The organism is Diaphorobacter caeni, assembly GCF_015354245.1.
Classification (GTDB): Bacteria; Pseudomonadota; Gammaproteobacteria; order Burkholderiales; family Burkholderiaceae_C; genus Diaphorobacter_A; species Diaphorobacter_A caeni.
The window spans coordinates 684,076-696,513 of sequence record NZ_JADKYZ010000001.1; the positions used below are offsets into that span (position 1 = coordinate 684,076).

The 12,438-nt window shown below is 64.9% G+C and carries 12 protein-coding genes; 7 read left to right on the plus strand and 5 right to left on the minus strand.

The window, feature by feature from the left end:
- The first annotated feature begins 9 nt into the window (after window positions 1–9).
- Window positions 10–810 (plus strand): SDR family oxidoreductase, encoded by an 801-nt coding sequence (locus ISG32_RS02975; RefSeq protein WP_194769503.1) that lies wholly within the window; start codon window positions 10–12, stop codon window positions 808–810.
- Window positions 811–890: 80 nt separating this feature from the next.
- On the opposite strand, the gene ISG32_RS02980 is transcribed toward ISG32_RS02975, so the two are convergent.
- From ISG32_RS02980 to ISG32_RS02990, 3 genes are all read right to left on the minus strand, one after another.
- Window positions 891–1,721, minus strand: a complete 831-nt coding sequence (locus tag ISG32_RS02980) for a BPSS1780 family membrane protein (RefSeq protein ID WP_194769504.1) — start codon at window positions 1,719–1,721, stop codon at window positions 891–893.
- 184 nt (window positions 1,722–1,905) lie between these two features.
- Window positions 1,906–2,856, minus strand: coding sequence for a homoserine kinase (locus ISG32_RS02985; RefSeq protein WP_194769505.1), 951 nt, complete (start codon window positions 2,854–2,856; stop codon window positions 1,906–1,908).
- 150 nt (window positions 2,857–3,006) lie between these two features.
- A complete protein-coding gene (locus ISG32_RS02990; protein WP_194769506.1) occupies window positions 3,007–3,396 on the minus strand; it encodes a hypothetical protein in 390 nt (129 codons plus the stop codon).
- Between the two features lie 112 nt (window positions 3,397–3,508).
- Here ISG32_RS02990 and polA point away from each other — a divergent pair, with 112 nt between their 5' ends.
- From polA to ISG32_RS03020, 6 genes are all read left to right on the plus strand, one after another.
- Window positions 3,509–6,316, plus strand: a complete 2,808-nt coding sequence (gene polA, locus ISG32_RS02995; protein ID WP_194769507.1) for a DNA polymerase I — start codon at window positions 3,509–3,511, stop codon at window positions 6,314–6,316.
- Between the two features lie 36 nt (window positions 6,317–6,352).
- A complete protein-coding gene (locus ISG32_RS03000; RefSeq protein WP_194769508.1) occupies window positions 6,353–6,655 on the plus strand; it encodes a hypothetical protein in 303 nt (100 codons plus the stop codon).
- A gap of 19 nt (window positions 6,656–6,674) precedes the next feature.
- Complete coding sequence (locus ISG32_RS03005) at window positions 6,675–7,202, plus strand: carboxymuconolactone decarboxylase family protein (protein WP_194769509.1); 528 nt, start codon at window positions 6,675–6,677, stop codon at window positions 7,200–7,202.
- A gap of 75 nt (window positions 7,203–7,277) precedes the next feature.
- A complete protein-coding gene (locus tag ISG32_RS03010; protein WP_194769510.1) occupies window positions 7,278–8,360 on the plus strand; it encodes a hypothetical protein in 1,083 nt (360 codons plus the stop codon).
- Window positions 8,361–8,460: 100 nt separating this feature from the next.
- A complete protein-coding gene (locus ISG32_RS03015) occupies window positions 8,461–9,357 on the plus strand; it encodes a dienelactone hydrolase family protein (RefSeq protein WP_194769511.1) in 897 nt (298 codons plus the stop codon).
- A 189-nt stretch (window positions 9,358–9,546) separates the two neighbouring features.
- Complete coding sequence (locus ISG32_RS03020; RefSeq protein ID WP_194769512.1) at window positions 9,547–10,401, plus strand: ZIP family metal transporter; 855 nt, start codon at window positions 9,547–9,549, stop codon at window positions 10,399–10,401.
- Between the two features lie 183 nt (window positions 10,402–10,584).
- On the opposite strand, the gene ISG32_RS03025 is transcribed toward ISG32_RS03020, so the two are convergent.
- Together ISG32_RS03025 and ISG32_RS03030 are read right to left on the minus strand one after the other, a co-directional pair.
- Window positions 10,585–11,331: a LytR/AlgR family response regulator transcription factor gene (locus ISG32_RS03025; protein ID WP_194769513.1), complete on the minus strand. Its 747-nt coding sequence runs from the start codon at window positions 11,329–11,331 to the stop codon at window positions 10,585–10,587.
- 14 nt (window positions 11,332–11,345) lie between these two features.
- Complete coding sequence (locus ISG32_RS03030) at window positions 11,346–12,425, minus strand: sensor histidine kinase (RefSeq protein WP_194769514.1); 1,080 nt, start codon at window positions 12,423–12,425, stop codon at window positions 11,346–11,348.
- Window positions 12,426–12,438: the final 13 nt, after the last annotated feature.

Sequence of the window (12,438 nt, forward strand, 5' to 3'; positions counted from 1 at the left end):
GAAATCAACATGGATCTCGGAATTGCAGGGCGCTTCGCGCTGGTGTCGGGTGCGAGCAAGGGCCTCGGGTTTGGCTGCGCCGATGCGCTGGTGAGCGAGGGCGTGAACGTGGTGGTCGTCGCGCGTACGGCGGACGCCATCGAGGCGGCTGCCCAAAGGTTGCGCACGCGCGCCGCGCATGGTGCGAAGGTGATCGCCGTGGCGGCGGACATCACCACGCAGGCCGGCCGCGAGGCCGCGTTTTCCGCTGCGGGCGGGCCGGGTGTCGATTTCGACATCGTGGTCACGAACGCGGGCGGCCCGCCGACAGGCGACTTCCGCAGCTGGGACCGCGACGCGTGGATCAAGGCGGTGGACGCCAACATGCTCACGCCCATCGAGATGATCAAGACCACCGTGGACGGCATGGCGGCGCGCGGGTTTGGCCGCATCGTCAACATCACCTCGAGCGCGGTGAAGGCGCCGATCGACATTCTGGGTCTGTCCAACGGCGCGCGCAGCGGGCTGACGGGCTTCGTGGCCGGTCTGGCGCGCAGCTCCATCGCGGGCAAGGGCGTGACGGTCAACAACCTGCTGCCCGGCAAGTTCGACACCGACCGCCTCGCCTCCACGATCAGCGCGGCCGCCCAGAAGTCCGGCAAGTCGCAGGACGAGGCGCGCGCGCAGGCCAGCGCGCAGGTGCCCGCCAAGCGCTTCGGCACTCCGGAAGAATTCGGCGCGATCTGCGCCTTCCTGTGCAGCGCGCACGCAGGCTACATCACGGGGCAGAACATCCTGGCGGACGGCGGCCTCTACCCAGGCACGTTCTGATCTCCAGCCTCCAGCCTCTAGCGATTTGCAGGCCTCATGAAAAACGCCCGAACATGTGTCGGGCGTTTTGCTTTTGGTGCTCAGTCGATGAACTCGGTGTTCCGCGCGTTCTGCGCGTTTTGTGTGTTGGGCCGCTCGGGCGGCTCGAAGTTGTCTCGGAAGGTGAAGACGATGGACGTGAAGAACATCGAGGCCAGCACCAGAGCCGAGGCGATCATCATGGCGGCGACGATGGCGTTGCCAAGGCCCGCGACGGCCAGCAGCGTGACCACGAGGCTCACGACGATGCCCGCGCCGATGAACACGCCGAACCATACGATGCTGAAGAGCGTGAACGCGCCGATGTTGCGCGCGCAGGCCACGGCGCTGAAGAACAGGGCCTTCACCGGCGGCACGTTGTGCCAGTGCACGAGGCCGGGCGCATGCCAGAACAGCATGGACAGGGGCACGTACAGACCCATCACGATCCAGGTGGCGACGACGAAGCCGCTGCTTGTCGCCACTTCCTGCGTGAGCGGTTCGACGCCGAAGTACACGCGTGCGAACTGTCCAGCGTCCGCGAGGGACGCCAGGCCGATGATCAGCAGAAACAGCAGCGCGTAGATCCCGCCCAGCACGGCGAGCGCCCCGAGCCGCTGGCGGCCGGTGCGAAAGGCGTGGACGATGAGCGCGGGCGTGGGGATGCGGCCGAGACTGGTTTCCGCAGCCGCCTCCATCATCACCAGCGTGGCGGCCGGCAGGAGCGCGAGCGCGATGGCTGGGCCGATCAGGGGCAGCACGGACAGCAGCGACATGGCCGCCGTGGTCGTGAAGAACAGCAGGGTGAGCGCCAGCGGCTGGCGCCAGAAGACGCGTATGCCCTGACGAACCCAATCAACGCCAGTGCGAGCCGGAACAATATGCAGTTTCATGGGAAAACGTGGATGTGTGCGTGCGTCTGGGCCACGTCATGACGGTGGCTTGGGATCGCCGAGGGGACGTTGGCAGCCTGTGGGCACGTTCAGGCAGGGACTGTACCCCAAGTCGCCACGCCCCGTGGCAATTCAGGGCTATGGCGGATTGCCTGTCTATCGAGTCAAGCGCCTCAGGATAGCGTCACGGAACAATCGGATGCGCGATGCGTTCGCGCAGCACGCGTTCGAAGTGCGTGGGGTCGTGCGGCGTGAGCATCGACGCCTCGCGCGGCAGGTAGAAGTCCCACAGGCGCGAGATCCAGAAACGCAGCGCGCCCGCACGCAGCATTGCGGGCAGCAGGGTGCGTTCGGCCGCAGTCAGTGGGCGCACGGACTGGTAGGCGTCGAGCATGGCCTTGGCGCGTGCGGCGTCGTGCACGCCGGTGGGCAGGTCGATGCACCAGTCGTTCAGGCACACCGAGAGGTCGAACAGCCAGGTGTCCACGCCCGCGAAATAGAAGTCAAAGAAGCCGGTGAGCTCCTCGCCGTCGAACATCACGTTGTCTCGGAACAGGTCGGCATGCACCGGACCACGCGGCAGGGCGGTGTATTCCGAGGATTCCGCGATGTGGTTCTGGTAGGCCAGTTCGGACTGCAGCAGTTGCTTCTGCTCCTCGCCGATGTGCGGCAGCACGACCGGCACGGTCTCGTTCCACCAGGGCAGGCTGCGGAGATTGGGTTGGACGCGGTCGTAGTCGCGGCCCGCCAGATGCATGCGCGCAAGCGTCGCGCCAACGGCAGCGCAGTGCACGGCCTCGGGGGCGAGCTGGCTCTTGCCGCGCAGCTTGTTGACCACGGCGGCAGGCTTGCCCGCCACGCTGTGCAGGATGTCGCCGCTCTTGTTGGCCGCAGGGTCGGGCACGGGAATGCCGCCGTGCGCCAGATGTTTCATCAGGTGCAGGTAGAACGGCAGTTGCTCCGCCGTGAGGCGCTCGAACAGCGTGAGCACGAACTCACCCTGATCCGAGGTGAGAAAGTAGTTGGTGTTCTCGATGCCGCCCTCGATGCCACGCAGCTCCTTCAACGTGCCCAGTTGCAACCGGCGCAGCAATTCGCGCGCCTCTTTGTTGGAGACTTCGGTGAAGACGGCCATGGATCAGCAGGAATACAGAGGTGAGATGAAGAAACCGCGAAACCGGCACAGGGCCCGAAGGCCAGCCTGCATCGCGCAAAACCCGCTATTGTGCCGTCAGTCGGCCAAATCTGAGTGCAGGGCCACGGAATTTGCCCCTATGAAGCGCGATCAGAATTTGCGCAGTGTCCAGACGCGGGGTGCCTGGAACGAGTCTGCACCGGCCTTGCTCGGGCCGGCATCACGCACGCCGTTGTTGGGAATCACCTCGTATTCGGGGATGCCACCTTCGGCGGACTTGGGCTTGACCGTGATGCTCTTGGTCTGACCGCCCACGCGCAGTTCATCGACGCGGCTGCCGCCGTCTTCCACGGTGAGGCGTTCGATGCGCTGGTTCTTGCGGCCTTCCGCCTGTTCTTCCTGAGCCTCCTGCCGGGAGAGCGACTCCACCTGCGCGGGGCTGAGTTCTGCGGGCGCCGCAGACGGGGTCTGGGCGAGGGCGGCTCCGCTGGCCAGAACGGTCAGCAGCAGGGCGAAGGAGGTGACTTTGGCGGCGCTCATAGGCGCAATTGTAGAGCGGGCGCTCACCGATTTGTCATTTTTTGTGCCGTGATGGCTGTGCGGGCTCAACCGGGCCCTGCGCCAGACGGCCATGGCGCGGCACAATGGCGACATGAGCAATTCCAAGACACTGGTGCTGGTCGACGGTTCCAGCTACCTTTATCGCGCCTTCCACGCCATGCCCGACCTGCGTGCCGTGCCGGGCGATCCGACGAGCGCGGCTACCGGCGCGATTCGCGGCATGATCAACATGATGCAGGCGCTGCGCAAAGAAGTGACGGCCGACTACGCGGTCTGCGTGTTCGACGCGAGCGGCCCGACCTTTCGCGACGAGATCTACACCGAATACAAGGCGCAGCGCGCGCCCATGCCCGATGACTTGCGCTCGCAGATCGATCCGATCCACGACGTGGTGCGGATGCTCGGCTGGAAGGTCGTGGCGGTGCCCAAGGTCGAGGCCGACGACGTGATCGCCACGCTCGCGCGCATTGCCGCCGAGCAGGGCATCGACGTGGTGGTCTCGAGCGGCGACAAGGACCTGTCGCAGCTGGTCAACGAGCGCATCACCATCATCGACACCATGAACGGCAAGAAGCGCGACGTGGCGGGCGTGACCGAGGAGTTCGGCGTGCCGCCCTCGCTGATGATCGACTTTCAGGCGCTGGTCGGCGACACCGTGGACAACGTGCCCGGCGTCACCAAGGTCGGCCCCAAGACGGCATCGAAGTGGCTGCTCGAATACGGCTCGCTCGACAAGCTGATCGAGAACGCCGCCGACATCAAGGGCGTGGCGGGGCAGAACCTGCGCGACGCCATCGCCTCCGGCCAGCTCGCGCTCAGCCGCCAGTTGGTCACGATGAAGACGGATTGCGAGCTGGAAGACTACGTTGCCGGCCTGCCGGCGCTTGACGCGATCACGCTGGGCGAGCCCGACGGTGCGCAGTTGCTGCCGTTCTACGAAAAATACGGCTTCAAGGGCCTCGCGCGCGCGCTCGGCGCGGTGGACAAGCCAGCGTCTTCAACGAAGCAGGCCAAGCAGGCGGCGGATGATGGGCAGAATGATCTCTTCTCGACCGAAGACGCCATCACCACCGAGATCGCCGTGCAGGCCCAGCACCGCGACGTGGTCTACGAAACGCTGCTGACCGAAGCGGAACTTGACCGCTGGATCGCGAAGATCGACGCCGCCAGGCTCACGGCCATCGATACCGAAACCACCTCGCTCGACGAGCAGCAGGCGCGCATCGTCGGCATCAGCTTCAGCGTGGAGCCGGGCACGGCGGCCTATGTGCCGGTGGCGCATGACGGCCCCGACGCGCCCGAGCAACTGGCGCTCGATCTGGTGCTCGCCAGGCTCAAGCCCTGGCTCGAAGACGAGTCGAAGAAGAAGCTCGGTCAGCACATCAAGTACGACCGCCACGTGTTCGCCAATGAGGGCATCGACGTGCGCGGATATCAGCACGACACCATGCTCGAAAGCTATGTGCTCGAGGTGCACAAGCCGCACGGTCTTTCCAGCCTGGCCGACCGCCACACGGGCCGCAGCGGCATCACGTATGAAGACCTGTGCGGCAAGGGCGCCAAGCAGATTCCGTTCTCGCAGGTGCCGGTGGAGAAGGCGGCTGCGTATTCGTGCGAAGACTCGGACCAGACGCTCGACGTGCACAGCGTGCTGTGGCCGCAGCTCGAAGCCGACGACAAGCTGCGCGGCATCTATGAGCTGGAAATGCAGACCAGCGAAGTGCTGTTCCGCATCGAGCGCAATGGTGTGCTGATCGACGCGGCCGAGCTTGCCAGGCAGAGCAACGACCTTGGTCAGCGCATCGTGCAGCTTGAATCCGAAGCCTACGAGATCGCGGGCCAGCCCTTCAATCTGGCCAGCCCCAAGCAGCTCGGCGAAATCTTCTTTGACAAGCTCGGCATGCCGGTCGTGAAGAAGACCGCCACCGGCGCGCGTTCGACCGACGAGGAAGTGCTGGAAAAGCTGGCCGAGGATTATCCGCTGCCCGCCAAGCTGCTCGAGCACCGCAGCCTCAGCAAACTGAAAGGCACCTACACCGACAAGATCGCGCAGCTCGCCGATGCCAGGGGCCGCGTGCACACACACTATGCGCAGGCCGTGGCGGTGACGGGGCGTCTGTCGAGCAACGATCCGAACCTGCAGAACATTCCCGTGCGCACACCCGAAGGCCGCCGCGTGCGCGAGGCCTTCGTCGCGCCCGAAGGCCGCGTGATCGCCAGCGCCGACTACAGCCAGATCGAGCTGCGCATCATGGCGCACATCAGCGGCGACGAGTCGCTCCTGCGCGCCTTCCACGACGGCATCGACGTGCACAAGGCGACCGCCGCGGAGGTGTTCGGCGTCAGCGTCGATCAGGTCACGAGCGAACAGCGCCGCTATGCCAAGGTCATCAACTTCGGCCTCATCTACGGCATGAGCAGCTTCGGTCTCGCCAAGAACCTCGGCATCGAAACCAAGGCCGCGGCAGCCTACATCGACCGCTACTTCCAGCGCTATCCCGGCGTGAAGCAGTACATGGACGAAACCAAGCTGCAGGCCAAGGCGCAGGGCTATGTGGAGACGGTCTTCGGCCGCCGCCTGTACCTCCCCGAGATCAACTCGCCCAACGGCCCGCGCCGCGCCGGTGCCGAGCGCGCCGCCATCAACGCGCCCATGCAGGGCACGGCGGCCGACCTCATCAAGATGGCGATGGTCGCGGTGCAGAAGGAACTTGACGCGAAGAAGCCCGGCGTGCTGATGATCATGCAGGTGCACGACGAACTGGTGTTCGAGCTGCCCGAGTCGGAAGTCGACTGGGTGCGCACCGAGGTGCCGCGCATGATGGCCGACATCGCCCAGCTCAAGGTGCCGCTGCTCGCGGAAGTGGGCTTTGGGCCGAATTGGGAGAAGGCGCACTGAGGCGCTGCCGTCACAAGATGACAACCTGCTGAACTCATGCGATTCCTGCGTTTTGTTGCTTGGTATTTCGCGTTCAGTGGGTTGGCCGTTCTTTGCTGGCTTGTGATGAATTGGCCCAGACATCCGAGCAATGCGGACGATTGGCTGATGCTTGCCGTGGGCGCGTTGCCAGTCACCTTGTTGGGGGAGGGGCGGGGTACGTTGTTGTTCGGCATTCAGCGGCCTGGAACGAGATCACGATTTTCACCGCTTCGCGTACTGGTGGGGGTGGTGCTTCTTGCAGCAGTGGTCGTGCTGACTCTTGCCATCGTGATTTGGATGAATACAGCACTGGGTTGATTCAAGGAGCACAGAAACCATGGCACGCATTCCCTACGCCGATCCCGCCAACCCTGCCGTCAAGCCGCTGGCCGACCGCATCATCGCCGAGCGCGGGGGCATCCTGCATCTCTATCAGATGCTGCTCAACAGCCCGTCGGTCGCGGAAGGCTGGCTCAGCTATCTGACCGCGATCCGCCAGAAGTCCACGCTTGATGGCGCCCTGCGCGAGATGGTGATCATGCGCGTGGCCCATCTCAACCGAGCGCCCTACGAGGCCGATCAGCACGCTCCCATCGCGCTCAAGGAGGGGATGACGCAGGCGCAGCTTGATGCGCTCTCCGACTGGTCAACACATGCCGCGCTGTTCAGCGATTCGGAGCGCTCGGTGCTCGCCTATACGGACGCGATGACGCGCGACGTGCAGGTGACGGACGATGTGTTCGCCGCGGTTTCAAGCCATTTCGCACCGCAGCAGATGGTGGAGCTGACCGCCACCGTGGCGGCCTACAACATGGTGTCGCGGTTTCTGGAGGCGCTGCAGATTCATTCGCACGACGCGCGCTGACGGGCAAGGCGGCTGGCGGGTTGATACGATGCACGGAACATTTCCCGCATTCAACGCGCATCGACGCCTGATTTCATGTTCCAGAAATTGCTTGGCCGGCTGCTGCCTTCCGCAGCGTCGGCGCCAACCACAGACAAGGCCGAGGCCGACAGCGCGGCCGAGCTGCCGCGCATGATCGAGGCGGCAGGCGTGTCGCCGCTCGATTTCGAAAAGTTGCTGATTGTCGAGCAGGGCCTGCCGGTGCCCGATTGGGACGCGGTGCTGGAATGGACCGCCGGGATTCGGGATGCGGCCGAGCGTGATCGGGTCTGGGGCGAGATCGAGGTGGCGTGGCTGGTGCATCTGCGCGCGGCGCTTGGGCCCCATTACCGGCTGGTGCGGCGCGGCAGTGCGATTGTGCTGTCGAGCCTGGAGGGCGTGGTGGCAGTGGCTGCGGCGCAGTTCATCAATGCGGCGCAGCAGCGCATCGTCACGGTGCTCGACGGTGTGGCCGAAGCGCCCGGGGAGTGTGGCTACGACATTCTGGTGGTCTTCGATGACGAGGAGACCTACTACGACTATGTCTCACGCTACTACCCGCAGGAGGGCGAGTTCGCGTTCAGCGCAGGCATGTTCATCAATGACGGCTGCGGGCATTTCGTGACGCGCAAGGCCAATGATCTCAAAGACATCGAGCCGACCATCGTGCACGAACTGACGCATGCCAGCCTCACGCATCTGTCGATTCCGCTGTGGCTCAATGAAGGTCTTGCGGTGAACACCGAGGCTCACCTGAGCGGGGGACCGAACCAGCGGCATACATCCAGGCAGCGCGACGCCATGCACCGCAAGTTCTGGAACGAGCGCACGATCCAGGAGTTCTGGGCCGGGCATTCGTTTCATCGGCCTGATGAGGGCAACATGCTGTCCTACGATCTGGCGCAGTTGCTGGTCAGGCACCTGTCCGCCGACTGGCCGCAGTTCGCGCGGTTCGCGAATGCGGCCGACGCACTCGATGGCGGCGACGCGGCAGCGCGTGAGGCGCTCGGCGTGGATCTGGGCGAGCTGGTGAAGGCGCTGTTTGAAGTGGAGAGCGGTGAACCACAGGGCAGACCAACGCGCTGGAGCCCTGATCCGTCCTCCTGGGGCGGTGACGGAGCGGTCACGGAAACGTCGTGAAATAGCCAGAGCTCGCGGGGCCAAACATCCGGCCCGTCGTGCGGGAATGTAGACTGATCCACATCGCATCCACCACGTTCACTTCCTCAGGAGACAGAGCATGAATCATGATGACATGAAGCGCGACTTCGACGCGTTGTTGCCCGGCCAATCCAGCGAAGCGGGCGCGTCGCGCCGCACGGCGCTGAAAGTGGCGCTGGGCGTGGGGTATGCGGCGGCGGTGGTGCCGGTCTGTGCGCAGACGGCGATCAAGACGTCGGCGGAGGGCCTCACCGTGGGCGACGTGCAGTTCGACGTGAACGGCTTTCAGGTCAACGCCTACCGCGCCGCGCCCAAGGACAAGAAGAACGCGCCGGTGATTCTGGTGATCTCCGAGATCTTCGGGGTGCACGACTACATCGCCGACACCTGCCGCCGTTTCGCGAAGGAAGGCTACATGGCGATCGCGCCCGATCTGTTCGCGCGGCAGGGTGATCCGATGTCCTACGGCGAGATCGCGAAGATCCAGAGCGAGGTGATCTCCAAGGTGCCCGATGCGCAGGTCATGGCGGATCTGGACGCGACGGTGAAATGGGCCGCAGCCAATGGCGGCGACATCGGCAAGCTCGGCATCACGGGCTTCTGCTGGGGTGGGCGCATCACCTGGCTGTACTCGGCGCATGGCCCGGTCAAGGCGGGCGTGGCGTGGTACGGGCGTCTGGTGGGCGACTCCACGCAGAACACGCCCAAGCACGCGGTGGACATCGCTCCCATTCTCAAGGCACCGGTGCTGGGGCTGTATGGTGAAAAAGATGGCGGCATACCCCTTGACACGGTTGATAAGATGAAAGCGGCTCTCAAAGAGGGCTCTTCTGCGGCCAAGGCATCCGAATTCGTGATCTACCCGGATGCGCCGCACGCTTTCCACGCCGACTACCGCGCCAGTTTCCGCAAGGAGGCAGCTGAGGACGGCTGGAAGCGCGCCTTGGCCTGGTTCAGGACGCATGGGGTGAGTTGAGGACGGAGGTCTGCATTCAACGATCTCCCAGCGGCTGTCGGGGTCTGCCAAAACGAGGACAATGTGCCCCTTTGGTAGCTCCCCAGCTCAGCCAGCATCCAGCCAAGCAGGAGGAAGCAAAGCCCTACGGGGCTTTTTTTGTTGATGGAAGAAAACCATGCGGGTGCTGTCCGCCTGCGGAAATAAGCTATGCAATTAGTAGCAATTTTGATCGCCACACTGGCTGCTGGCATTGGGAGTGTCTGGATCGCGGCGTTGCTGATGCGCTTTGGGCTGGGCAACGGAAATCGCGTGGGCACGCAGCACCTGCTGAGCCTGGCTGCCGGGGCATTGCTGGCCACGGCCTTCATGCATCTGCTGCCCGAGGCCTTCGAGGAAGGTCATGCGCATGCGCACGAGCTGTTCCCGATTCTGCTGGTGGGGCTGGTGTTCTTCTTTCTGCTCGACAAGGCGGAGCTCTGGCATCACGGGCACGAGCACTACGATGCGCATCGCCAGGAAGCAAGCGCTCACAAGCACGATGCCGTGCATGAACATCACGGCCATGAACATCATGGGCACGACCATGGCCATGCGCATTCGCACGGCAAGCAAGGCGGCGGCTGGTCGATCCTCACGGGCGACAGCGTTCACTGCTTTGGCGACGGCGTGCTGATCGCCTCGGCCTTCATGGCCGACATGCGGCTGGGCATCGTCGCGGCGGTGTCGGTGCTGGCGCACGAAGTGCCGCACCATATCGGCGATCTGGTGGTCATGAGCCAGGGCAGCCTGGACCGCCGCATGGCGCTGATCAAGGTGTCTCTGGCGGGCGCGGTGACCGCTTTGGGTGGCCTGGCGGGCTATTTCCTGCTCAACCAGCTGCACGATGGCCTGATGTACCTGCTGGTGATCGCTTCCGCCAGCTTCATCTACGTGGCGCTGGCCGACCTGATCCCGCAACTGCAAAAGCGCCTGTCAGCGGCGGAGACCTTCGCGCAGATCGCGTGGCTCGTGGCCGGCATTCTGATCGTCACGTTTGTGAGCAAGGCCGCTCACGTTCATTGACAAGAAACAGCCCCCTGAGTCGCTTCGCGCCTTTCCCCGCTCTCGACACGCTTTGCGTTTCGGGCAGGGGACACAGCCAGCGCGGCGCGGCGGCCCTTGCGCGGCCGCTCTCTCATAGGATGCGCCAGTTTCGTGCGCTGTGCACCGGGCTGGTTGCGTTGAGAGCCTGTTTTTGGGCGAAGCTCACTGCAGGGTGAGCGCCTCGCGCACGGCCGACACCTGCCTGCGCGAGACCGGCAGCAGCTCGGCCAGGCCCTGCAGGCGCACGGCCCAGCCTTCGCCCTCTTCGGCGTCGTAGTGCTTTTCAATCGAGCGCAGGGCGCGGCGTGCCACCAGCATGCTGCGGTGCACGCGCATGAAATGCTCGGCGTAGCGAGCTTCGAGCTCCGAGAGCGAGCCGTCCAGAATGTAGCTGCGCGCGAAGGTGCGCACGGTCACGTATTTCTGCTCGGCCTTCAGATACAGCACCTCGGCCATCGGAATGCGCACCGTGCGGCCGCGCTCCTGAATGACGATGGAGGCCTCGTTGTCCGCCACGGGCGGCGTCACGGTGCCCTGCGCGCGCGGCAGGCGCTGCACCTTCGCCAAGGCCTGCTGCAGCCGCGCGAGGCGCACCGGCTTGGTCAGATAGTCGGTCGCGTCGAGTTCGAACGCGCTCACCGCGTGGTCCACGTGCGCCGTCACGAAGACGATGGCGGGCGGGTTGGGCATCTGCTGGATGGTCTGGGCAAGCGACAGGCCGTCCTGGCCGGGCATGTGGATGTCCAGCAGCACCAGATCGATGTCCGCGCCCGTGCGCTGCTGCAGCACGGTCAGGGCCTCGGCGGCGTGCGCGGCCTCCTGCACGTTGTAGTCCGCATGGCAGTCGGAGAGCAGGGTGCGAAGCCGGCTGCGGGCCAGCGCTTCATCATCGACGATCAGGATGTTCATTCCGCGATAAGTGGCTAGGGTGTGTGGGGTTGGGAGGCGGGCAGGGCGATGCGCACCCGATACAGGCCATTTTGCATGCCTGCGCTGAAGTCGCAATCCACGTCGTGCAGCAAACGCAACCGCTCGCGCACATTGGCCAGCGCGATGCCATGCCCGCGCGTGGCATTGGCCTCGCCCTCGGCGGTGTCGGGCAGGGTGTTGGTGATCTGCAGGATCACGCGGCGGTTGCGCAGTTCGGTGCTGATGCGCAGCTTGCCGCCCCGCGCGCAGGGCTCGATCCCGTGTTTGACCGCGTTTTCCACCAGCGGCTGCAGCAGAAGCGGCGGCAGCGTGGACTGCATCGCGTCGGGGTCGAGGTGCCATTGCACGCGCATGCGCTCGCCAAAGCGCACCTGTTCGATGTCGAGATAGCGCTGGGCCAGGGTGATTTCCTCCTCCAGCGTGGACGAGGTGCCTTGCTCCATCAGCGCGTGGCGGAACAGGTCGCTCAGGTCTTCAAGCAGGGCCTCGGCCTTGGCGGGCTCTTCGCGCACGAGCGCCACGGCGCTGTTGAGCGTGTTGAAAAGAAAGTGCGGCCGGATGCGGGCCTGCAGCTCGGTCAGCCGCGCGGTGGTGGCCGCAGGCGTGCGGCCACGCGCGCGCATCTGCAGCGCCGCCACCAGCGCCAGCGCCATCAGCCCGCCCGCAAAGCCGCTGGCAAGCTGCGGCCATTCCCCCGCGTCGGACAGCACCCATACCAAAAGTTTGCAGGTGCTCACTCCCGCTATGAATCCCAGCATGGTGCCAAGCAGGTACTGCATGGCGGTCGGCAGCCGCTGCAGCTGGCTCTTGAGCGCACAGGTGCACAGCAGCCAGCCGAGCGTCGAGGGCAGGGCGCCGCCGGTGACCAGCGCCAGCCGCGAAAGCCAGTCCACGGGCGTGCTGGCGTGGAACATCACGCCCACCGCGAGCACCACTTCCACGAACAGAACGGCGCGCAGCACCACGCCGATGTGACAGGCGTCAAACACCTGCATCCGCTCCTCCTGGAAGGGGCGTTCGGGCGGTTTTTGGCCGAGGGGCGGAAGGGTCGATAAAATTTCGGTATCTTGCATTGCGGCATCCGGC